This is a genomic window from Agrobacterium sp. CNPSo 3708 (genome assembly GCF_028674915.1).
In the GTDB taxonomy this organism is placed as follows: Bacteria; Pseudomonadota; Alphaproteobacteria; order Rhizobiales; family Rhizobiaceae; genus Agrobacterium; species Agrobacterium cavarae.
Genome location: NZ_JAQZSF010000001.1, coordinates 265859 through 287792 on the forward strand (window position 1 = coordinate 265859; position 21934 = coordinate 287792).

Genomic DNA, 21934 nt, shown 5'->3' on the forward strand with positions numbered 1-21934 from the left:
GCTAGAAGGATGGCGGACGCGGCAGTTTGGCCGCGTCCGAACCGTTCGATCAGACGCCACTTGCCGGAATTCCGGAGCGCTGCACCTTGCGCGGCGCGGTCAGTTCCTTCCAGGTGGAGAGCGCTTTTGCCGGTGCCGTCAGCGGCGGACGGGAAACAAAGCGGCCATGGCCTTCCCGGCTCTTCATCGCGCCTTCCTCCACGGCCACCTGACCGCGCGTCAAGGTAAAGCGCGGCAGGCCCTTGACCTCCTTGCCCTCGAAGACATTGTAATCGATCGCCGATTGCTGGCTTGTGGCCGTGATCGTCTTTCTACGCTTTGGATCCCACACGACGAGGTCGGCATCCGCGCCCACCAGGATCGCACCCTTCTTGGGATAGATGTTGAGGATCTTGGCGATATTGGTGGAGGTGATGGCGACGAATTCGTTCATGGTCAGGCGGCCAGTGCTGACGCCGTAAGTCCAGAGCATCGGCAGCCTATCTTCCAGTCCGCCGGTGCCATTCGGTATCTTGCGAAAATCTCCAAGACCTGTGCGCTTCTGCTGCGTGGTAAAGGCGCAATGGTCTGTCGCCACGCATTGCAGCGAGCCTGCGGCAAGGCCAGCCCACAGACTGTCCTGATGCGCCTTGCTGCGGAAGGGCGGAGACATGACACGGCGTGCGGAATGATCCCAGTCTTTGTTGAAATACTCGCTCTCATCAAGCGTCAGATGCTGGATCAGCGGCTCGCCGTAGACGCGCATGCCCTTCTGCCGTGCGCGGCGGATGGCTTCGTGGCTCTCCTCGCAGGAGGTGTGGACGATATAGACGGGGCAGCCCGCCATATCGGCAATCATGATCGCACGGTTGGTGGCCTCGCCTTCCACCTCCGGCGGGCGGGAATAGGCATGCGCCTCCGGGCCGTCATTACCTTCCGCCATCAACTTCGCCTGCATCTGCGCCACCACATCGCCGTTTTCGGCATGGACGAGCGGAAGCGCACCGAGTTCGGTACAGCGCTGGAAGGACGAGAACATCTCGTCGTCATCCACCATCAAGGCGCCCTTATAGGCCATGAAATGCTTGAAGGTGTTGATGCCCTTGTCGCGAACGATCGTCTCCATCTCGTTGAAGACCTGCTCGCTCCACCAGGTAATCGCCATATGAAAGGAATAGTCGCAGGCCGCACGTGAGGTCTTGTTGTCCCACATGCTCAGTGCTTCGAGCATCGACTGGCCGGGGTTTGGCAGCGCGAAGTCCACCACCATGGTCGTGCCGCCGGCGAGTGCCGCGCGTGTGCCGCTATCGAAATCATCGGCTGAGTACGTGCCCATGAAGGGCATTTCCAGATGCGTATGCGGATCGATGCCGCCTGGCATGACGTAGCATCCAGTCGCATCGAGTTCGCTACCGCCCTTGAGGTCTGGTCCGATCTCGACGATAACGCCGCCCTCGATGCTGATATCGGCCTTATAGGTCAGGTCGGCGGTGACTATCGTCCCGTTCTTGATGATGGTGCTGCTCATGGCTGTTCCCTTATCATTGCGTTCATGACCGGCACCGCCTCCCCGATCGGTTCCGGCTTCATCTTGCGTCTGTTTCGCCGCTGCACCCATCCGTGTCTTTCCGCACGGCGTGGGCGCGCGACCGAGCTACTGCACCACGCCTGCCGTTTCGACGACCGCATGGAACAGTACGTCGCAGCCGGCAGCAGCCCATTCCTTGGAAATCTCTTCCGCTTCATTATGGGAAAGACCGCCGACGCAGGGGCACATGATCATGGTGGCAGGCGCAACTTTCGCTGCCCAGCAGGCATCATGCCCGGCACCGGAGATGATATCGCGATGCGAATATCCAAGCTTCTCCGCCGAACGGCGGACTGTATCCACCAAAGCGGGATCGAAAGTGACAGGGTCGAAATGGCCGACCGCTTCAACGGAATAACCGACGCCGATCGCGGCGCAAATCTCAGCCGCCTCTGCCTCGATCCGCTCGCGCATGCGGTTCAACTTGGCGAGATCGGGGGTACGAATGTCGACGGTGAAGACGACTTTGCCGGGGAGGACGTTGCGGGAATTGGGCGAGAAGATCACCTGGCCGACACCGCCGACCGCGTCGGGCTGGCTCTCCATCGCCACGGTCTGCACCATCTCGATAATCCGCGACATCGCCAGTCCCGCATTGACGCGCATGGCCATTGGCGTGGAGCCGGTATGAGCCTCCTTGCCGGTCAAAGTGAATTCCAGCCACCACAGCCCCTGGCAGTGTGTCACGACACCGATCGTCTTGTCTTCGGCTTCGAGGATCGGCCCCTGCTCGATGTGATATTCGAGATAGGCGTGCATCTTGCGCGCACCGACCTCTTCCTCGCCCAGCCAGCCGATGCGCTGCAACTCCTCGCCATAGGTCTTGCCTTCCGTATCCTTGCGCGAATAGGCGTGCTCAAGCGTGTGGACGCCGACAAAGACGCCGGAGGCGAGCATGGCGGGCGCAAAGCGCGCGCCTTCCTCATTTGCCCAATTGGTGACGACGACGGGATGCTTGGTGCGGATGCCGAGATCGTTCATGGTGCGTATGACCTCAAGGCCTGCGAGAACGCCCAACACACCATCGAACTTGCCGCCTGTCGGCTGGGTGTCGAGGTGCGATCCAACATAGACCGGCAGAGCATCGGGGTCTTCGCCGGCGCGGGTGGCGAACATCGTGCCCATCTTGTCCACGCCCATGGTCATGCCCGCCGCCTCGCACCAGGACTGGAACAGGGCGCGGCCTTCAGCATCCGCGTCGGTGAGCGTTTGGCGATTATTGCCGCCGGCGATGCCGGGGCCAATCTTCGCCATGTCCATCAGCGCATCCCAAAGCCGGTCGGCATCGACTCGCATATTTTCACCGGGCGCAGCCATAGCGTCTTCCTTCCATTCCTTTTGCCAGCATTGAGCCTGCTCGACCAATACCGTGCGTCGTTCCCATCTTTGGCCTCTTCGGCCTTTCTTGTTTCGTGCCGTGTTTGCCACGGTTGCGGCGCTCGTACAGTGGACGGCGGGAATTGTCCCGACGTTCTTGTTTTACGATTCGCCAGCTCCGAAGATACATGATGTCGTCACGCTGAAAAGCTTTGGCCTGAGCAGGCATTGCGAAGATTATTCAGTTCACGCGTCTCTTCCCGACAGACTGTCGAGGATCGCGGCAGCCACCGCAACCTCCGTTCCGGCAAGACCAACCGAGCAAAAAAGAGTGGTCTGGTCCGATGACGTCCGGTGCGCGGTGCGCCCTGCGACAATATCCGAGAGCTCCACCATGCGTTGCTCATGACTGGAACCCTGAAGGAAAAGGGGGGAAGCGTAGGAGCGGGCTTGTTCTGTAGAATCGGTCGCGATGATGCTGGCTGCAGCGGCGACATCCAATCCCAACTCATGCGCATCGATTGTTTTAGGCCCGAGTGTGTGGATGTGCGCTCCGGGCTTGAGATCGGACATATCCAAGACAGGCCGGCGGCTCGATGTAGCGCAGATCACAATATCCGCCTCCATTGCCGCATCTTTTGCGCAAGCAACCGGTGTCACCTCGAAACCAAGCTGCGCCTGCATGTCCTCGGCAAAGGCTGCACGATGCCTCGCATCGCGACTATAGATATAGGCCTTTCTGATTGGCCGAACGGACGCTGCGGCAGCCAACTGCATGCGGGCCTGAAGTCCGCTTCCTATCAAACCAATGACTTTGGCGTCCGGCGGACTGAGGTGCCGGATGGCCACGCCACCGATAGCGCCTGTTCTGATGGCTCCGAGACGCTCGCCCAGGACGATGCCTTTGAGCCGGGCATCGTCGGCCGACCAAACCGCGACGATCTGGGTCTGTTCGTTCCCGGTGAAGGTGTCGTAGACACGGAAGCCTGCGAGAGGCATGTCACCGGTTATACCGCCTATCGTGAAGACCAAATCTCCGTGGCCATCGAATGGGACATGATGTCGAGGTGGAGACACCGTCTTGCCGTCAGCGCGCGCCACCATAAACGCTTCAACAGCCGCAATTGCCGTCTGCATGAAGCTGTTACCACTCAGTTTTTGGTCGTCCAAGATTATCGTCATGATAGTCACTCCATTGGTTTGGGTGACCTTGCGATCTCAACCACGGTTGAGGTCAATATGTTTTTGGGAAGGCTTCTTTATCAATCGTGCTCTCGACCGATTCGCTTACGCCGCTGATCTTTATCTTTTCCTTATGCGCGCCCGGCATCTTCCCAATCGAAATATGACGGCGATCAGCAGCATCATGCTCTCCTGACATAACAGGAGAACACCATGCCCGATGTCCTTTTTCTGGCGCTCGGCTTCGGCACGCTGATCGTGCTGGCGCTTTATGCGCGCGCCCTCAACCGGTTTTGAGAGGTGCTGCCATGCTGGAACCCATCTTCGGCCTCGTCGTGGCCATTGCGCTCGGCGTCTACCTCATCATCACCCTGCTGCGTCCTGAACGCTTCTGATTTTCCTGGAGAATCCCCATGACCATTCTCGGGTGGCTGCAAATCAGCCTCCTTTTCATCGCGGTACTTCTGGTTATCAAACCGCTCGGCCTCTACATGGCGCACGTCTTCAACGGTGAGCGGACCTGGCTGACGCCGGTCCTCGCTCCCGTCGAACGCGGGCTTTATGCCGTGGCGGGCGTCGATATCAAGAAGGAGCAGAGCTGGCTTGGCTACACGCTCTCCATGCTCGCCTTCTCGATTGCCAGCTTTGCGGCACTCTATGGCATCCTGCGCCTTCAAGCGTTCCTGCCCTTCAATCCACAGGGCTTCGGCAACGTGGAACCGGGCCTCGCCTTCAACACCGCCGTCAGCTTCGTGACCAACACCAACTGGCAGAACTATGCAGGCGAAGCGACAATGAGCAATTTCAGCCAGATGGTTGGATTGACGGTGCAGAACTTCCTTTCCGCGGCAGTTGGAATGGCACTCGCAATTGCCTTTACCCGCGCCTTCGTCCGCTCGCAGGCCAGCACGCTCGGCAATTTCTGGGTGGATATGACCCGCGCCACGCTCTATGTGCTGCTGCCGATCGCGGTCATCGTGGCACTCGCCTTCGTCGCCATGGGCCTACCGCAGACGATGGATGCCAGTGTAACCGCAACCACCCTTGAAGGAAGCCAGCAGGTCATTTCGCTCGGGCCCGTTGCCAGCCAGGAAGCGATCAAGCAGCTCGGCACCAATGGTGGCGGCTTCTTCAACGCCAATGCCGCCCATCCCTTCGAGAACCCGACAGCACTTTCGAACTATCTCAACATCTTCTCGATGCTCGCCATCTCGGCGGCCTTTATCTACACCTTCGGCCAGATGGTCGGCAGCCGTCGCCAGGGCTGGGTGCTGCTTTCCGCCATGGCCGTTCTGCTGATTGCGGGTGTCGCCACCGTCTACTGGGCCGAAAGCGCCGGTAACCCGATCCTCACATCGATCGGTGTCGATGCTGCGCAGGGCAATATGGAAGGCAAGGAAGTTCGCTTCGGCCAGGCCATGACCGCGCTCTATGCAGCTGTCACCACCGGTCTTTCGGATGGCGGCGTCAACGGCATGCACGGCTCCTTCACCGGCCTTGGTGGACTTGCTCCCATGTTCCTGATCCAGCTTGGCGAGGTTCTGCCGGGCGGTGTCGGTTCCGGTCTTTACGGCATGATCGTCTTCGCGCTCCTTTCCGTCTTCGTCGCCGGCCTGATGGTCGGTCGCACGCCGGAGTTTCTCGGCAAGAAGATCGAGGGTCGCGAAATGAAATTCGCCATGCTGGCGGTTCTGATCCTGCCCACCGTCATTCTCGGCTTTACCGCCCTCTCCGCCATGCTGCCCTTCGCGGTTGCCAGCATCGGCACGGCCGGTCCGCACGGACTTTCGGAAATCCTTTATGCCTTCACCTCCGCGGCCGGCAATAACGGCTCGGCCTTCGGCGGCCTTTCCGGCAATACCGACTGGTACAACACCACGCTTGGCATCTCGATGCTGCTTGGTCGTTTCGCCTACGTGGTGCCGGTGATGGCGATTGCCGGATCGCTTGCGGCGAAGGTCCGCGTCCCGGCCTCAAGTGGTACCTTTCCGACGGATGGCCCGCTCTTTGTCGGTCTTCTCGTCGGCATCATCCTCATTCTCGGCGGGCTGCAATTCTTCCCCGCGCTCGCACTCGGCCCCATCGTCGAGCATTTCGCCATGCTTGCCGGCCAGACTTTCTAGAAAGCAAAAAGATGTCCACACATCCAAACTCATCGGCTCCAGCGAGACCCGGCCTCTTCGACCCCGCTATCATCGGCCCAGCCATCAAGAACGCTTTCATCAAGCTTGATCCCAGGCAGTTGATGCGCAACCCGGTGATCTTCGTTACCGAGATCGTCGCGGCTGTCGTCACCATCTTCTTCATCCGCGACCTTCTCGCTCACAACGGCACCGCCGTCTTTTCCGGCCAGATCGCGGCCTGGCTCTGGTTCACGGTGCTATTCGCCACCTTCGCCGAAGCGGTGGCCGAAGGGCGCGGTCGCGCCCAGGCCGACAGCCTGAAGCGCACCCGATCGGACCTCTCCGCGCGCCGGCTCACGGCGGACGGCAAAGAGGAGAGCATCGCGGCCACTATGCTCAAGGTCGGTGACATCGTCATCGTCGATGCGGGCGAACTCATCCCCGGCGATGGTGAAGTCATCGAAGGCGTGGCCTCGGTCAATGAAAGCGCGATCACCGGCGAATCTGCGCCTGTCATCCGCGAATCCGGCGGCGACCGTTCGGCCGTCACCGGCGGCACGCAGGTTCTGTCCGATCAACTCAAGATCCGCATCACCACGCCGCCCGGCGCAAGCTTCGTCGATCGGATGATCGCGTTGATCGAAGGTGCGGAGCGCCAGAAAACGCCGAACGAGATCGCGCTTTCGATCCTGCTGTCCGGCCTCACCCTCGTCTTCCTGATCGTCGTCGTCACCGTCTGGGGGCTGGCGGGCTACTCCGGCACGCTGGTGTCCATCACGGTTCTGGCAGCCCTTCTTGTTACCCTTATTCCCACTACCATCGGTGGCCTGCTCTCGGCCATCGGCATCGCGGGCATGGATCGCCTCGTGCGCTTCAACGTCATCGCCACGTCCGGCCGCGCGGTGGAAGCGGCAGGCGATGTCGACACCCTCCTGCTCGACAAGACCGGCACCATTACCTTCGGCAACCGCATGGCGGCGGATTTCATTCCGGTGCCAGGCGTGACGGCTGAACAGGTGGCGGAAGCTGCCCTGCTCGCCAGCCTCTCCGACGAGACGCCGGAGGGCCGCTCCATCGCAGCGCTTGCGACTGGCGAATTCGGAATTGCCTCGCCCAAGGTGACCGTCGACGCTGTCGTTCCCTTCTCCGCACAGACGCGTCTGTCCGGCGTCGATACGAACGGTAAATCCTTCCGCAAGGGCGCGATTGACGCCATCCTGAAGTTCGCCAACGCCACCGATGGCAAGGCGCCGGCGGAGTTTCATCAGGCCGTGGACCGCATTGCTCGCACCGGCGGCACGCCGCTTGGCGTGGCCGAAGGCAACCGCCTGCTTGGCGTCATCCACCTAAAGGACGTGGTCAAGCCAGGCATCAAGGAACGCTTTGCAGCACTTCGTGCCATGGGCATTCGCACCGTGATGGTCACGGGCGACAATCCCGTCACCGCAGCGGCGATTGCCTCCGAAGCGGGCGTGGACGATTTTCTGGCGGAAGCGACGCCTGAGGACAAGCTCGACTATATTCGCCGCGAACAGAAGGGCGGCCGGTTGATCGCCATGTGCGGCGACGGCACTAACGATGCGCCAGCGCTTGCGCAAGCCGATGTTGGCGTTGCCATGCAGACCGGGACGCAGGCAGCACGTGAAGCCGCCAATATGGTGGATCTCGACTCCAGCCCGACCAAGCTCATCGAGATCGTCGAAATCGGCAAACAACTTCTGATGACACGCGGTTCGCTGACGACGTTTTCGATTGCCAACGATGTGGCGAAGTATTTCGCCATCATCCCTGCACTCTTCGTCACGACCTATCCGGCTCTCGGCACCCTCAACATCATGGCGCTGTCATCACCGCAATCGGCCATCCTCTCCGCCGTCATCTTCAACGCGCTGATCATCATCGCTCTCATCCCGCTGGCGCTTAAGGGCGTGGCCTATCGTCCCGCAGCGGCCGCATCGCTTCTCAGACGCAACCTGCTTGTCTACGGCCTCGGCGGTCTGCTTCTGCCCTTTGCCGGGATCAAGGTCATCGATATCGCGGTCTCCGCAATTCATCTGGTGTAATCATGCTGAACCAAATTCGTCCCGCCATCGTCATCCTGGCCTTCTTCATCGCGCTGACTGGTCTCGGCTATCCACTGGCGATCACCGGTATTGCCCAATCGCTGATGCCTGCACAGGCCAATGGATCGTTGATCCGCAACGGCGACGCGCTCATCGGCTCCAGCCTGATTGGACAGAACTTCACCTCCGATCGCTACTTCTGGCCGCGCCCCTCCGCGACCAGCCCAGATGCCTACAACGCCGCCGCTTCCTCGGGCTCCAATCTTGGTACCACATCTGCCAAGCTCAAGGACCGGGTTGCTGGCGACGTTGTACGGCTGAACGGCGCGGGGATCGCCTCGCCTGTTCCAGCCGACGCGGTGACCACCTCGGGCTCGGGTCTCGACCCGCATATCACGCCGATTTTCGCTGCCGCGCAGGTCGAGCGGATTGCCAAGGCACGCAGCCTTTCACCAGAGGCCATAAAAGCGCTCGTCGACCAAAAAACCGAGGGACGGCTCCTCGGGATTATCGGCGAGCCGCGCGTGAATGTGCTAGAGTTGAACCTTGCGCTCGATGCGCTGAAGAGCTGAGACGAATGGCGTCACATGACCGTGAGGGCTTGAACAGGCCCGATCCCGATGCATTGCTTGCCCTGGCGGAGAAAGACCGCCGGGGCAAGCTCACTATATTTTTGGGCGCAGCGCCAGGTGTCGGCAAGACCTACGCCATGCTGGCGCGCGCACGCCGACTGAAGACCGATGGGGTCGAAGTCGTGGTCGGTCTTGTCGAAACCCACGCACGGGCGGAAACTTCGGCGCTTCTTGAGGGCCTCGACGTGCTGCCGCGCCTCGAGGTCGATTATCGCGGCAAGATGCTCAAGGAATTTGATCTCGATGCAGCGCTTGCCCGCAAGCCGCGCGTCATCATTGTCGACGAGCTTGCCCATTCCAACCCGGAGGGGTTTCGCCATCCCAAGCGCTACCAGGATATCGAAGAACTGATCTGCGCCGGGATCGATGTCTGGACGGCGCTCAATATCCAGCATCTTGAAAGCCTCTCCGATCTCGTCTCGCAAATTACCGGTGTCACCATCCGTGAACGGGTGCCGGACACGGTGTTGAAGCGTGCCGACGATGTGGTGCTGGTTGACCTTCCGCCCGGCGAACTGATCGAGCGGCTGAAGGAAGGCAAGGTCTATTTGCCGGACAGTGCCAGGCGCGCCACCGACCGCTTTTTCCGGCTCGGCAATCTGACAGCGCTTCGCGAACTTGCCCTTCGCCGCACCGCAGACCGGGTGGACGATCAGATGGTCGACTATCTGCGTCAAAACGCCATCGAAGGCCCTTGGGCGACTGGCGAGAGGCTGCTGGTCTGTATCGGTGCTGATGCGCTGTCCGACAAGGTGGTGCGCGTGGCAAGCCGTCTCGCCTCCGGTCTCAACGCCCCTTGGACCGTCGTCAGCATGGCGCGAGACGACCAGGAAACCATGGACGAGGATAGCCTGCGGCGGATCGACGAGGCCTTTCGCTTCGCCGAGAAGCTGGGCGCCGAGACGCGTCACGTTACGGGCAATGATTTCGTCACCGAAATTCTGAAACTCGCACGGCGCGAGCATGCCACCCAGATCGTTATCGGCTCTCAGCGCCGGAGGTGGTTTTCCAATCCATTTCGGCCGAGCCTTGCCGACGCTCTGGCGAAAGAGGCAAGCGGCATTGGCCTCCATCTCGTCACTGCGGATGCGGTGAGGGTTCCGGGTGTGTCCACCCGAAAGAGGCGGGGCTTTCAACTATCCACCTTTTCCCGGTCCCTTCTCTGCGCTATCGGCACGGTCGCAGGCGCAACGCTCGCCGGACTTGCACTGGACCAGTTCACGCATCTGCCGAATATCTCGCTGCTGTTTCTGCTGGCCGTTCTGGCGGCCGCATCCGCCGCTGGTTTCATGGCGGCCCTAATGGCAGCGATTGTATCCGCGCTTGCCTATAACTTCTTCTTCATTGCTCCGGTCGAGACCTTCACCATCGCCTCGCCGCATGAAGTCTTTGCGCTTGCGGTCTTCATCGTGGCGGCCCTGATCGCTGGCAGCCTTGCATCGCGCATACGCGAACAGGCGCAGGCCGCCCGTCAACGGGCCGCCGACATGCAGGCGCTCTACGATTTTTCCCGAAAGCTTGCCGGGACGGCAAAACCGGAGGAAGTCCTGTGGGCATCGGTCACCCAGTTGCAGGGCAGCCTGGGCCGCCATGTGGTCATGCTTCTGCCGAAGGGCGACGACCTGGACGTCGTTGCCGCATGGCCCCCGGACACCGAACTTGGCGTTTCAGAACTGACAGCGGCGCGCTGGGCAAGCAGCCGCTCTGAACCCTCAGGATCTGGTACCGGTACGCTTCCCAACGGACGCTTCCAGTTCCGTCCGCTGACCAGCCCGCATGGAGTTGTCGGTGTCTGCGGTTTTGAACCCGGAACGAGCGGGCTTGATTCCAATGCCGAGCGGAAGCTCGCCGCAATTCTCGATCAGGCGGCAACCGCCATCGACCGTGCGCGCTTGTCGTCCGAAAGCGCGGAGCAGGCGGCAAGGCTGGAAGGCGAGCGCTACCGCGAGGCACTGTTATCCTCCATTTCGCACGATCTGCGCACACCGCTCGCCACGATCACCGGCTCTGTCACCAGCCTTAGGGAATTGGGCGATCGCATGTCGCCGGAAAGCCGCGACGATCTTCTGCAATCCATCGAAGAAGAAAGTGCGCGGCTCAGCCGTTTCGTTGCCAATCTTCTGGACATGACCCGCATCACCGCCGGCACCTTGCAGGCCAAGCGGGACTGGGTGGACGTCGCCGACGTGATCCGCTCTGCCGTGGAGCGGGCGCGCAAATATTTCCCCTCGCAGAGCTTCGAGACGGGCATTGCCAAGGATCTGCCGGTCATCCGCGCCGATTCGGTTCTGCTCGGCCAGGTTTTGTTCAACCTTCTCGACAACGCCGCCAAATATGGTGGCGGCGACCCAGTCAATGTCTATGCGAGGCGCGACGGGGACGAAATCGTCGTTTCCGTCACCGACAACGGCAAAGGCATTCCCGGCGAAGACCTCGACCGAATCTTCGAAAAATTCTATCGTCGCTCCCGCTCGGATGGTCGATCTCCGGGAACGGGACTTGGTCTTTCCATCGCTCGAGGTTTTATCGAAGCCATGGGCGGGCGCATTCATGCGGAAAGCCCGGCGGTGAAAAAGCGTGGCACGCGCATCGTCATGCGCTTTCCGGTCACGGCATCGGCGCAAAAATCGGAATCGATTTTCGGAAAGCACGATATGTAATGGCGGAGAATACTCTCTCGAACGCGTAGAAAGCAGGCAGAATCAATGACCTTGGGACGCATTCTGGTGGTGGATGACGAGCCGCAGATCCGGCGCTTCCTGCGCCCGGCACTGGCTGCTGCTGGTTACGACGTGATCGAGGCAGAAAACGGCGCTGACGCCATCAAAGCTGCCGCCACGTCCGCTCCCGATGTGATCATTCTCGATCTCGGCCTGCCGGATATGGACGGCAAGGATGTCATCGCCAACCTTCGCGGCTGGTCGACCCTCCCGATTATCATTCTCTCCGCTCGCGACCGCGAGACCGAGAAGATCGCGGCATTGGATCTCGGTGCCGACGACTATATCGAAAAGCCCTTCGGCATCGGCGAGTTGACCGCCCGCATCCGCACAGCCATGCGCCATGTCGGCAAGTCAGAGAGCCTGCCCTCGTCGATCGAGGCCGATGGCCTGTCGATCGATACCCAACGCCGCATCGTTGCGCGTGACGGCGCCAGCATCAAACTCACGCCGAAGGAATATGATCTCCTGACGCTCCTGGCGCACCATGCTGGTCGCGTGGTCACGCATCGCACGCTCCTGACCTCAGTCTGGGGCCCGGCACATGGGGAGGATCTGCACTATCTTCGAGTCTTCATTGGCCAGTTGCGACAGAAGGTCGAACGGGATGCTGCGCAGCCTAAGATCATCCAGACGGAATCCGGAGTCGGTTATCGTTTCGTGACGGAATGAGCGGGAATATTTGAGAGGGCCAAGCGGTCTTCTTGAAAGAAGTTTGGCAGTGCCTGCCCATCAGCCTAGGGGGGCTGATGGGCCTTGACTGGAGTCAACAGACGAAGCTTTTGGCTGTGGATCACGCCTTTTGACTGAGGTTATGATGCATAGAAAAAATTGGCTTGTCTAGTATTTTTTAGATTTTTCTAAAATAAAAAAAGCCCGGCGGCATGCCGGGCTTTCTTAGTTAATACAGTCGCTTAGACTATATTAGAACGAACGCTGGAGGCGAACGAAACCGTTCCACTGGTCGGTGTCTGCGCCGTCTTCGTCGTAGTAGTTAACTGCAACCTTGGTGGAGAGACCTTCGGTGATCTTGTAATCAACCGTGATACCAGCCTGCCATGCGTCGCGGTTCGAGAAGTCGTTGGTTACGATGAAGGTATCGACACCATCCGTTACGCGGTTAGACACATTACCGAACCACTGAGCGCCGGGGGTGATCGTCAGGCGATCGGTCGCCTTGATGGCGTATTCAGCAGCAATTGCCCATTCGGATTCTGCGTAGTAAGCGTTTGCGCCGGAAGCCCAAACACCAGCCAGGCCAAGCGTGCCAGGGCCGATTTCAGCCGTTGCGATCAGGCGAACTGCGCCTTCTTCCTGGTCAACGTCGTAGGAACCGATCAGCTGCACTGCTGCGCCGCCGAAGTTGCCGCCGATGCCGCCGGTGATACCGACGTTGTTGTCGTTTTCTTCCTGGACGCCAACGAGCGTGCCCGTGCCGTCATCAAAGAGCGTTGCGAAGCCGTTGGTGCCTTCCAGTTCGTCAACCGAGATACCAGCCCAGAAGGAGCCAGCGTCGTAGGTGTAACGAATGGAGTTGAACAGAGCGTTTGTGGAGAGAACGTCAGCTTCACCAGAGAGACCATCGTCCCACCAGCTGTAGAACTTACCGACCTTCAGGCCGCCGAGTTCGATGAAGGCCTGGTCAACGAAGACGGACGAATCAGCTGCGGAGCCGTTGTCAGCGTTGCCGCGGAAGCCGATGAAGCCACGCAGAGCGCCAAGCTCGGTGTCGGTGCGGGTGTCAACTTCGAACTGAGCGCGTGTGAAGGAGTCCCAATCAGACGTGCCGGAACGGTCACGACCGAATTCGGTCTGGAAACGAACATAGCCGCCGAACTTCAAGCAGGTTTCGGTGCCAGGAATGTAGAAGAAGCCCGTGCCGAATGCATCGCAGACGCGTACATATTCCAGGGGCTCTGGCTCAGCAGCGACGATAGCGTCAGCAGCCTTTGCGCCAGATACTGCTGCAAGAGCTGCAGCGGAGCCGATGAGAAGGCTCTTGATGTTCATAATGACCTCCAGTCATGTTTCGTTACAAAAGCGGCGACCAGGAACATGCCCTTGAGGTGCCCCCCGCTTCACGAACCAATAGACAGAAAGCCCCCCTCTCTCGCAATCGTATATCACTAAATTAGCATGTTTTCAGATTGTCCGAATTTTAGCGTGTTGTATTTTAGGCACAACTTACGTTAGGTCGGACGAATATGGCGGTGGAAATTTAAGACCCTGTTAGGGTTTGGCAGGTCCTCGTCACCAAAGGCCTCGCTTGTGAGAGCACGACAGCGCGAGTAGCGATTCGTGAAAAGCGCGTGGCGCGATCGTTGGAACAACGATCCGCAAGCACCAACCTCTTCTCGCTCACTTTACGGAGACTTTGCGCAAGACCGCGCTCCTTACGAGCGCAGTCTTGCGGCGGAGGTCAAAGCAGACGGGGGAACTCGTTATATAACGAACGGATCTCTTGAGCCCTGACAGTTCCTTCGGCCACGAGCCTTATGGCGTTTTCCAGGTCTTGAGGAGCATCGCCACAAACTTCTCCGCTGCGGGCGAGAGCGCACTGCTTCTTCTTTGTACGATCCCGATGGTACGCGAGACCACCGGATCGACAATAGGGCGGGAGACGAGATACGGATGATCCTCCTGTGGGGTCGCCAAGCGCGGCAGAACAGAGATGCCGAGCCCTGCCTCTACCAATCCCAATGACGTGTTGAGGTGCGTCACCTCATAGAACCAGTTGAGTTTGAGATTGTGTCGTGCCAGCGCTCCATCCAACAGGGTTCTGTTGCCGCTGGAGCGATCAACAACCACCAGAGGATAAGGCTCGAGCTGATTCCAATGAATGCTATCGTATTTCGCCAGCGGATGGTCCTTCCGCATGGCCAGAACGAAGGGGTCATCTATCAGTGGCTCGAATGAGAGATCGGGATCGGAATTCCCCATGAGATTGATGCCGAACTCCACCTCGCCGCGCGCCACAGCCTGCAAGCCTTCATTGGCCGTCAGATCACGGATGCGCAGTCTTATATGCGGATACTGCTCGCTGAATGTCTTGATGACGGTAGGCAGGAAGTAGAAGGCGGCCGTCGGAACACAGGCCATGGTGATCAGGCCACGGCGAAGCGCACCATCCCTCATCGCAAAAAGAGAACCATCAAATTCTTCCAGCATGCGTCTGACCAAGGGCATCACCTCTTGTCCCATGGCCGTTGGCGCGACATGGCGTGTGGTGCGCTCCAGCAACGGGGCACCGATCGCCTGCTCCAGCTTCTGGATGCGCCGGGTCAACGCCGGTTGCGAAATGTGCAGTGCCTCGGCTGCCCGATGAAAACTCTCCAGTTCCACCACCGCCTGAAACGCCCGAAGATCAAGAATTTCGCAATTGATGCTCATATCGCAATAAACCTCTCGAAAATTGCATTTAACAAATAAGCCTTTCTTCCTCATATTGCAACAACTGGACAGATTGATCCATGAAATGCAAGATTGAGGCGAAGATGAACGATCTCCTTAGGATACCTTGTGTGCTGATGCGCGGCGGAACCTCTCGTGGGCCGTTTTTCCTGGCATCGGATTTGCCGCGCGATCCAGCCCAGCGAGATGCCGCTCTCCTCTCTATCATGGGGTCAGGCCATCCACTTCAGATCGACGGCATTGGCGGTGGCAATCCGGTCACCTCGAAGGTCGCAATCATCGGACCGTCGAAAGTGAAGGGCGCGGATATCGACTATCTCTTCGCTCAGGTTCGGACCGACCGGCAGTTCGTGGATTACTCTCCCAATTGCGGTAACATGCTCGCAGCCGTCGGCCCATTTGCCATCGAAGCGGGGCTCGTGGCGGCCAAGGAACATGACACACTGGTGCGCATTCACAATGTGAATACCGGCAAGTTGATCGAGGCCAAGGTTCCCACCCGCGGCAGTGAAGTGATCTACTTGGGAGACGCATCGATCGACGGCGTACCTGGGCTTGCAGCACCGATTGCCTTGACCTTCGTTGACTCGGCTGGCGCCAAAACCGGCAAGCTTTTGCCGACCGGCAAGCCGGTCGATGTCATTGATGGCGTCGATGTGACGGCAATCGACTGCGCCATGCCGATGGTTTTGATGCGTGCTGCCGATCTCAGCGTCACGGGATATGAGGATCCTCAGGCGCTGACGGCCAATCGCGCGCTGATTGATCGCATGACACGGATCCGCCTCGAAGCGGGCAAGTTGATGGGCATGGGCGATGTGTCCGACATGGTGATCCCCAAGCCTGTGCTGATCTCGCCCGCGCGAAAAGACGGAACGATGTCGGTGCGCTACTTCATGCCGAATGAATGCCACCCGGCATTGGCCACAACCGGTGCCGTCGGCATTGCGACCGCCGCCGTCACCCCCGGCACGGTGGCATTCGAGGAAGCTGGAGAGCCCAGCGTTCCCACACTCATCCGGATCGAGCATCCGGCAGGACGTCTCGACGTCCAACTTGAACTGCGAAACGGCGCCATTGCGGCCGGTCTCGTCAGAACCGCGCGCCGTCTCTTCGAAGGCTTCGCCTTCGCAAAACCAGCAGCCGCGATTGAACACGCAGCATAGACAACGCCATTATGGCAACAGCATAGAGAAAACCGGGAGGAGACCCACATGCGTAAATTCCTGCTAGCCACTGCAGCGCTCTGCGCCTTCGCAGCCACCGCCAATGCCGAATCCGTCAGAATGAGCGTTGGTTCCTATAACCTCAACAACCTGCCTTTCCCCGTTGCCGCGAGCCTCGGCTATTACAAGGACGAGGGTCTGGACGTGACCACCGAGAACTTCGCTCAGGGCGGTTCCAAGGTGCTTCAGGCGCTGGTGGCGGGCTCCACGGATGTCGCGGTCGGCTTTTACGACCACACGATCCAGATGCAGTCGCAGAACAAGCATGTCGTCGGCTTCGTGATGCTGGCCCGCAACTCCGGCCTGGTTCTCGCCGGCAAGAACGACACCGACTTCGATCCGGCCAAGCCTGAGACGATCAAGGGCAAGAAGGTTGGCATCACCTCACCGGGTTCGTCGTCAGACTTCTTCATCCGTTACTACATGAAGGAACATAATCTCAGCGACAACGATATCTCGATCATCGGCGTCGGTTCCGGTGCTGCCGCCGTCGCCGCTCTTCAGCAGGGCAAGATCGACCTGCTCGTCAATTACGACCCGGCCGCAACCATCGTCGTCGAACGCGGTCTCGGCAAGATCCTGATTGATGCGCGCAGCGATCAAGGTGCCAAGGATGTCTATGGCGGCATCTACCCCACCTCCGTCCTCTATGCGACCCAGGATTATATCGATGCCAATCCGGAAGTGATCCAGAAGGTGACCAACGCCACGGTGCGGGCGCTGCACTGGATGAAGGCGCATTCGGCTGAAGAGATCGTTGAAAAGCTGCCGGACGATTTCGTCTCTGGCGACAAGGCGACCTACATCAAGGCTGTCGAAGCGGCGAAAGCCATCTTCTCCGAAGACGGCAAGTTCGAGCCGAAAGATCTCGAGACGCCGCTCGCCGTGCTGAAAAGCTTCAACGAGGCTGTGGCCAAGGCGACGATCGATCTCAACACCACCTACACCAACAAATTCGTCGAAGCCGCCGCTTCGAAACCCGCAAACTGAGGGTCCGTCCATGTCTTCACCAGTCAGAAAGCTCACGCCGGTGGCACAGTCAGAACCAAAATCGATGGTCGCCATCGATAATGTGACGATGGCATTTGGTTCTTTCACCGCCGTTCAGGATGTCAACCTCGCAGTTGGCGATGGAGAATTCCTTTCCATCGTCGGCCCGACGGGCTGTGGCAAATCCACCATCCTAAATGCAATCGCCGGCCTGTTGAAACCCGCCAAGGGCTCCGTCAGCATCGATGGTTCGCCCGTCAACGGCGTGCAGAACAATATCGGTTATCTCTTCCAGCAGGATGCCCTGCTTCCCTGGAAGACGGCCTATCAGAATGTCGAGCTGGGCTTGATGTTCCGCGGCGTGCCGGAAGCGGAACGCCGGGTGAAGGTCATGGCCTGGCTTGAAAAAGTCGGACTCAAAGGCTTCGAGAGCCGCTTCCCGCACATGCTGTCCGGCGGCCAGCGCAAGCGCGTGCAGATGGCCCAGGCCCTGATTACCGAGCCGAAGGTCATCTTGATGGACGAGCCCTTTTCGGCGCTCGACATCCACACCCGCCATTTGATGCAGAACGAGCTTCTGCGCCTATGGCAGGAAGATCGCCGCGCGGTCGTGATGATCACGCATGATCTGGAAGAAGCCATTGCGCTTGGCGACCGCGTCGTCGTTCTGGCCGCTGGCCCGAAAAGCCGCGTGATCGAAAGCTTCCCTGTCGATCTCGAGCGTCCGCGCAATGTCGCCGAAATCAAGCTCGACCCGAAATTCATGACTCTGTACCGCGACATCTGGGCATCCCTGCGCGGCGAAGTGGAGAAAAGCTATGCACGCCATTAACATTCGCCTCATCCAGGTCGTACTTCTGGTCGTCATTCTCGGTGGATGGCAGCTTGGCGTATCGACCGGCGCCATCGACCGCTTCTTCTTCCCCGCCCCCTTCGATATCGTCAAACAGGTGATCGACTGGGTGGGCGACGCGGGCTTCTACAAGCACGTCGGCATCACGCTCAGCGAAACGGTTCTCGGCTATCTGATCGGTACGGGTCTCGGCGTCGGCGCTGGCGTCTGGCTCGGTCTCAGCCCCTTCGTGGCGCGCGTCCTCGACCCGTTCATCAAGGCTGTCAACGCCATTCCGCGCGTCGTTCTGGCACCGATCTTCGTTCTCTGGCTCGGTCTCGGCCTGTGGTCCAAGGTTGCGCTGGCGGTAACGCTGGTGTTCTTCGTGACCTTCTTCAACGCCATGCAGGGCGTTCGCGAAGTCAACCCGGTCGTTCTGTCGAACACTCGCATCCTCGGCGCCAAGCGCTCCGATCTTCTGCGCCATGTCTACTTCCCGGCCGCAGCAAGCTGGATCCTGTCTTCCCTGCGCACCTCCGTCGGCTTTGCGGTCGTCGGCGCCATCATTGGTGAGTATCTCGGCGCATCCGCTGGCCTTGGCTATCTGATTGCCCGCTCCGAAGGCAACTTCGATGCTGTCGGCGTCTTCGCAGGCATCATCATCCTGGCCATCTTCGTTCTCATCATCGACCTCATCCTCGATGTCGCCGAGAAAAAGCTGATTACCTGGCGTCCAAATGCCGGTGAAGAGCGGCCTGCCTGAGACGGCATATGCTGCGACAGAATTGGAAGGGGCGGTCGATTGGCCGCCCTTTTTGCATTAACACTAAGAGCGCATCGACGGCACGCGGCGAAGTTTTGATCCGCTCCACAGGCCAAAGTTCCTCAGTCTAATGCTGTACGCGCGTATAGAAACTCACGTCGCCAGCACGCACTGGCCCTTGCCACGCCCCTTTGCGCCATAGAGTGCCTTGTCGGCAAGCACCATCATTCCGGTCATATCTGTATCTTTGCCGCCAAGCGCTGCGCCAATGCTGGCGCCCACATGGGCCGTCCCCATCGAGCCGATGTCGTAAGGAGCAGAAAGCGACGCAATCAGCCTAGTGCCGAGATTCTCGATGCCCTGAACGCTCCTCTCCTTGCAGAGAATAAGAAACTCGTCTCCACCCAGACGACAGGCCACCGCATCAGGACCGATCGTCGATGTCAGGCGTCGTCCAACCTCTTCCAACAGCAGATCGCCCACACGATGTCCGTGCCCATCGTTCACCTGCTTGAAGTTGTCGAGATCGAGAAAAAGAAGCGAGGGTCGAGCGCCATCCACGGTCAGGCTCTCGAATGCGCGTTCCATGCCGCGGCGATTGAGGAGCCCCGTGAGAGGATCGCGAAAGGATTGCGCCCGGCTTTCGATTTCTGCGATGATCGCACGCACGGTGACGCTCCGCTGCTGCTCAATCATCGTCAGGTTCATCAGAAAGAACAGCACGGTCTGACAGAGGATGAGCGGCAGAAACTCGGGATAAAGAAAGCTGAAACTCGCCTTGAAGCTCAAGTCGAGGAGCAGGACCTGCGTCATGGCGTAGCGCGGTGCGGCGAAGTTGCGGCCGATGATGCTGCCGATGGCAGCGAGACTTGAGGCCAGCACGATGATTGTCATTGAAATGTCGCGCGACAGCACAACGAGCGAGATCGTGAAAGCCTGCGTCAAGGCCCATGTCAGCCCGACCACAAAGAAGGGAGCCTTGCTCCGCTCCGCCGTTCGAATAGCCGCCAGTCTGGCGACGAGGAGCATCACTTCCAACGCTATGAGGACCAGAAACACAGGATCACCGATCCTGTAGAAGGCTACACTGAGAACCGCGGTGGAGTTGGCCGCTCCAAGAAAAAACGGCTTGGTGGAGCTGAAGAACATGTCTCCGAGACGCTTTCGCACCTCATGAGGCAATGTCGGATCAATAGATGCAATCCAGCGTAATGGCGCAAAGTTTAAAATCGCGCCCGACGACAACCGCCGCATCAATACCTCCATGTGTGGGAAGCGATGATGCCCGACATCAATTGAAAAGCCATTAATATTCGTCTTCGCTACACTTGGAGAAGCACCAACATGCCCCGCATTTCTTCAGATCTTGTGCATGGCCAGCTCCTGTTACCGCAGTGTCTACCTCAGTTTTCACAGCAGATAATCGTCCCGATGGTGATGGCTACCCTGGGTAGGGCTGGCTTTTTCACCTCCAATCGGAACGCGATCCGCCTTCGATCCGTTGGACCGACATCGATAATCAGTCCAAGGAGGAAACATCATGAGCATCTTCGGCAAAATCAAAGACGCGATCTTCGGTTCGGCCCATGCCGAGCAGACATCCCCGTCCGCCACGGAACCGACACCTGCCCCCTCATCCATCCCTGAGCCCGCCGCAACCACCGCACCGCCCGTCGGCGGCACGGGTCAAGCCGTTCCCTCCACCTCCGGCAGCTCGGCACCCGTCCCGTCGGCACCAACCTCTGCATCCACCCAGCAGGTCGATGTCGCGTCACAGCTCGATGCCGCAGTCAAGCGCAGCGGACATCGCCTCGACTGGAAACATTCGATCGTCGATCTGATGAAGGCGCTCGGCATGGATGCGAGCCTCGCAGAGCGCAAGGAACTGGCGCAGGAACTCGGCTATACCGGCGAACTCAATGGCTCGGCCGAGATGAACAACTGGCTCCACAAGGCTTTGCTTAAAAAACTGTCAGAAAATGGCGGCAAGGTACCCGCAGAATTACTCGATTAAAATTTGGAACCAAACGCGCCGCCCCGCATTCTCTTCACCGAGTGGCGTGGCGGCGCCACCGCTTGCACGTTGACCACGGATGTACTGGCGGCAGATGACAAGCGACAAGAGGTCGGTGCGAATTCGCCCCGGCCTTTTTTGTTGCCTTTATGTGGCGTTCAGTCTCTGGCGCGCTTGTCAGTCTCTGAGCCCACATACCTCGGAAATTCTCAGCCAATCAGGCGCCTTTTCCAAGATTTGGGTACGATCTGCGGCCTAGGCGCCTCACGGAGTGCAGTCACCGAGCTTGCTGTCTGGTAAACTGACGAGCCAACGAGGGTTGACCAAGGGAACGCGTCTCAAAAACAATTTCATTGGTTAGGGAAATTAAATGGTGCCCGGAGGCGGATTTGAACCACCGACACGCGGATTTTCAATCCGCTGCTCTACCAACTGAGCTATCCGGGCACTACAGGCTCTTGAAGAACCTTCGCTTTTTTGAAGCGCCGGGGAGTGTTCCGCCCCGGAAGTGAGCGGGGTTATAGCATCTTGTTCGGACATGGCAAGCGCCCGGACGAACTTTTTTGACAGTTTTTCTTCAGCCGGTTTCGAAGCCTTTAACGCTATCAAAAAGAGGGAAGCGAGGAACCAGATGTTCCTCGCTCCCGCCCCGTAAATGCAGCACTCCGCACGCTGATAAGAGGCTTATTGTTTCGATCCGGCGGTGAGGCCAAGTGCGAACGGAACGGCCGCTACGAGGAGGGCGATCATCGGCGACGAGGCGAATATGCGGCTGGCGAGCGAAGTGATGGCGACGGATCGGACGATCGGGAGCCAGTTCGGGGTGTCATACGAACTCGAGCGAGACGGCACATTTCGCGATGCGCTCAGCTTCTCGACCTCACGACGGACCTCGTCGAGATCACGGCGCAGTTCTGCGATCTGTGCTTGCAGCGATGCTTCTTCCGCAGGTTTTCTTCCAGGTTTTGGCGGGGCTGGACGACGATCGAGCGCTTTCGGCTTTTCGTCTGCCCGCTCTTCGTCCAGCTGAGCCAGTTCGTCTTCCAGGTCAGCCGGCTTGTCGAAACCGTGGGATCGTGCGGGCGCTCTCATTC

At 59.3% G+C, this 21934-nt stretch carries 18 protein-coding genes and 1 tRNA gene; 11 read left to right on the forward strand and 8 right to left on the reverse strand.

Translation table 11 applies throughout. The annotated features are described in order from the left end of the window. Positions 1–49 precede the first annotated feature (49 nt). The 3 genes from hydA to PVA19_RS01215 all read right to left on the reverse strand — a co-directional run bounded on the left by hydA (position 50) and on the right by PVA19_RS01215 (position 4066). Positions 50–1507: a dihydropyrimidinase gene (gene hydA / locus PVA19_RS01205; RefSeq protein ID WP_274100910.1), complete on the reverse strand. Its 1458-nt coding sequence runs from the start codon at positions 1505–1507 to the stop codon at positions 50–52. A 126-nt stretch (positions 1508–1633) separates the two neighbouring features. Then, complete coding sequence (locus PVA19_RS01210) at positions 1634–2884, reverse strand: Zn-dependent hydrolase (RefSeq protein WP_274100911.1); 1251 nt, start codon at positions 2882–2884, stop codon at positions 1634–1636. 246 nt (positions 2885–3130) lie between these two features. After that, positions 3131–4066 carry an ornithine cyclodeaminase family protein gene (locus PVA19_RS01215; RefSeq protein ID WP_274101079.1) on the reverse strand — a complete coding sequence of 312 codons (936 nt, stop codon included), beginning with the start codon at positions 4064–4066 and terminating at the stop codon, positions 3131–3133. 293 nt (positions 4067–4359) lie between these two features. On the opposite strand from PVA19_RS01215, the gene kdpF reads away from it, so the two are divergent. The 6 genes from kdpF to PVA19_RS01245 are packed head-to-tail and all read left to right on the forward strand — an operon-like array spanning position 4360 to position 12276. Continuing rightward, entirely contained in the window at positions 4360–4461 is a 102-nt protein-coding gene (kdpF, locus tag PVA19_RS01220; RefSeq protein WP_194286758.1) for a K(+)-transporting ATPase subunit F, read from the forward strand. An 18-nt stretch (positions 4462–4479) separates the two neighbouring features. After that, positions 4480–6189 (forward strand): potassium-transporting ATPase subunit KdpA, encoded by a 1710-nt coding sequence (gene kdpA, locus PVA19_RS01225; protein ID WP_274100912.1) that lies wholly within the window; start codon positions 4480–4482, stop codon positions 6187–6189. 11 nt (positions 6190–6200) lie between these two features. Further along, positions 6201–8252: a potassium-transporting ATPase subunit KdpB gene (kdpB, locus tag PVA19_RS01230; protein WP_274100913.1), complete on the forward strand. Its 2052-nt coding sequence runs from the start codon at positions 6201–6203 to the stop codon at positions 8250–8252. A gap of 2 nt (positions 8253–8254) precedes the next feature. Then, positions 8255–8824: a potassium-transporting ATPase subunit KdpC gene (kdpC, locus tag PVA19_RS01235; RefSeq protein WP_274100914.1), complete on the forward strand. Its 570-nt coding sequence runs from the start codon at positions 8255–8257 to the stop codon at positions 8822–8824. 5 nt (positions 8825–8829) lie between these two features. Continuing rightward, the gene (locus PVA19_RS01240; RefSeq protein WP_274100915.1) at positions 8830–11544 is read left to right on the forward strand and encodes a sensor histidine kinase; all 2715 of its coding nucleotides are present in this window, start codon (positions 8830–8832) and stop codon (positions 11542–11544) included. Positions 11545–11589: 45 nt separating this feature from the next. Further along, positions 11590–12276 (forward strand): response regulator, encoded by a 687-nt coding sequence (locus tag PVA19_RS01245; RefSeq protein WP_062425072.1) that lies wholly within the window; start codon positions 11590–11592, stop codon positions 12274–12276. A gap of 252 nt (positions 12277–12528) precedes the next feature. Here the strand turns inward: PVA19_RS01245 and PVA19_RS01250 are convergent, their stop codons facing one another. Together PVA19_RS01250 and PVA19_RS01255 are read right to left on the reverse strand one after the other, a co-directional pair. Next, positions 12529–13614 (reverse strand): porin, encoded by a 1086-nt coding sequence (locus PVA19_RS01250; protein WP_062425071.1) that lies wholly within the window; start codon positions 13612–13614, stop codon positions 12529–12531. 483 nt (positions 13615–14097) lie between these two features. Further along, the gene (locus tag PVA19_RS01255; protein ID WP_274100916.1) at positions 14098–14994 is read right to left on the reverse strand and encodes a LysR family transcriptional regulator; all 897 of its coding nucleotides are present in this window, start codon (positions 14992–14994) and stop codon (positions 14098–14100) included. 104 nt (positions 14995–15098) lie between these two features. On the opposite strand from PVA19_RS01255, the gene PVA19_RS01260 reads away from it, so the two are divergent. The 4 genes from PVA19_RS01260 to PVA19_RS01275 are packed head-to-tail and all read left to right on the forward strand — an operon-like array spanning position 15099 to position 18826. Then, positions 15099–16181, forward strand: a complete 1083-nt coding sequence (locus PVA19_RS01260; RefSeq protein ID WP_274101080.1) for a 4-oxalomesaconate tautomerase — start codon at positions 15099–15101, stop codon at positions 16179–16181. A 48-nt stretch (positions 16182–16229) separates the two neighbouring features. After that, entirely contained in the window at positions 16230–17231 is a 1002-nt protein-coding gene (locus PVA19_RS01265) for an ABC transporter substrate-binding protein (protein WP_062445494.1), read from the forward strand. A gap of 10 nt (positions 17232–17241) precedes the next feature. Beyond that, a complete protein-coding gene (locus tag PVA19_RS01270; protein ID WP_274100917.1) occupies positions 17242–18063 on the forward strand; it encodes an ABC transporter ATP-binding protein in 822 nt (273 codons plus the stop codon). Further along, positions 18050–18826, forward strand: coding sequence for an ABC transporter permease (locus PVA19_RS01275; RefSeq protein WP_062445496.1), 777 nt, complete (start codon positions 18050–18052; stop codon positions 18824–18826). The genes PVA19_RS01270 and PVA19_RS01275 overlap by 14 nt, the downstream gene beginning before the upstream one ends. 153 nt (positions 18827–18979) lie before the next feature. Here the strand turns inward: PVA19_RS01275 and PVA19_RS01280 are convergent, their stop codons facing one another. After that, positions 18980–19975, reverse strand: coding sequence for a GGDEF domain-containing protein (locus PVA19_RS01280; protein WP_274100918.1), 996 nt, complete (start codon positions 19973–19975; stop codon positions 18980–18982). Positions 19976–20366: 391 nt separating this feature from the next. Between PVA19_RS01280 and PVA19_RS01285 the strand changes: the two genes are divergently transcribed. Then, positions 20367–20840 carry a DUF3597 domain-containing protein gene (locus PVA19_RS01285; protein ID WP_062426994.1) on the forward strand — a complete coding sequence of 158 codons (474 nt, stop codon included), beginning with the start codon at positions 20367–20369 and terminating at the stop codon, positions 20838–20840. A 371-nt stretch (positions 20841–21211) separates the two neighbouring features. Here PVA19_RS01285 and PVA19_RS01290 read toward each other — a convergent pair. Together PVA19_RS01290 and PVA19_RS01295 are read right to left on the reverse strand one after the other, a co-directional pair. After that, positions 21212–21287, reverse strand: a tRNA-Phe gene (locus tag PVA19_RS01290). A gap of 237 nt (positions 21288–21524) precedes the next feature. Continuing rightward, the gene (locus tag PVA19_RS01295) at positions 21525–21932 is read right to left on the reverse strand and encodes a hypothetical protein (protein WP_274100919.1); all 408 of its coding nucleotides are present in this window, start codon (positions 21930–21932) and stop codon (positions 21525–21527) included. Positions 21933–21934: the final 2 nt, after the last annotated feature.

Coding starts and splice junctions, on each gene's coding strand:
- PVA19_RS01265 (WP_062445494.1), top strand. CDS start 16,230: ATGCGTAAATTCCTGCTAGCCACTGCAGCGCTCTGCGCCTTCGCAGCC.
- PVA19_RS01215 (WP_274101079.1), bottom strand. CDS start 4,066: ATGACGATAATCTTGGACGACCAAAAACTGAGTGGTAACAGCTTCATG.
- kdpA (WP_274100912.1), top strand. CDS start 4,480: ATGACCATTCTCGGGTGGCTGCAAATCAGCCTCCTTTTCATCGCGGTA.
- PVA19_RS01295 (WP_274100919.1), bottom strand. CDS start 21,932: ATGAGAGCGCCCGCACGATCCCACGGTTTCGACAAGCCGGCTGACCTG.
- PVA19_RS01275 (WP_062445496.1), top strand. CDS start 18,050: ATGCACGCCATTAACATTCGCCTCATCCAGGTCGTACTTCTGGTCGTC.
- PVA19_RS01270 (WP_274100917.1), top strand. CDS start 17,242: ATGTCTTCACCAGTCAGAAAGCTCACGCCGGTGGCACAGTCAGAACCA.
- hydA (WP_274100910.1), bottom strand. CDS start 1,507: ATGAGCAGCACCATCATCAAGAACGGGACGATAGTCACCGCCGACCTG.
- PVA19_RS01260 (WP_274101080.1), top strand. CDS start 15,099: ATGAACGATCTCCTTAGGATACCTTGTGTGCTGATGCGCGGCGGAACC.
- PVA19_RS01245 (WP_062425072.1), top strand. CDS start 11,590: ATGACCTTGGGACGCATTCTGGTGGTGGATGACGAGCCGCAGATCCGG.
- PVA19_RS01255 (WP_274100916.1), bottom strand. CDS start 14,994: ATGAGCATCAATTGCGAAATTCTTGATCTTCGGGCGTTTCAGGCGGTG.
- PVA19_RS01280 (WP_274100918.1), bottom strand. CDS start 19,975: ATGTTCTTCAGCTCCACCAAGCCGTTTTTTCTTGGAGCGGCCAACTCC.
- kdpB (WP_274100913.1), top strand. CDS start 6,201: ATGTCCACACATCCAAACTCATCGGCTCCAGCGAGACCCGGCCTCTTC.
- PVA19_RS01250 (WP_062425071.1), bottom strand. CDS start 13,614: ATGAACATCAAGAGCCTTCTCATCGGCTCCGCTGCAGCTCTTGCAGCA.
- PVA19_RS01285 (WP_062426994.1), top strand. CDS start 20,367: ATGAGCATCTTCGGCAAAATCAAAGACGCGATCTTCGGTTCGGCCCAT.
- PVA19_RS01240 (WP_274100915.1), top strand. CDS start 8,830: ATGGCGTCACATGACCGTGAGGGCTTGAACAGGCCCGATCCCGATGCA.
- PVA19_RS01210 (WP_274100911.1), bottom strand. CDS start 2,884: ATGGCTGCGCCCGGTGAAAATATGCGAGTCGATGCCGACCGGCTTTGG.
- kdpC (WP_274100914.1), top strand. CDS start 8,255: ATGCTGAACCAAATTCGTCCCGCCATCGTCATCCTGGCCTTCTTCATC.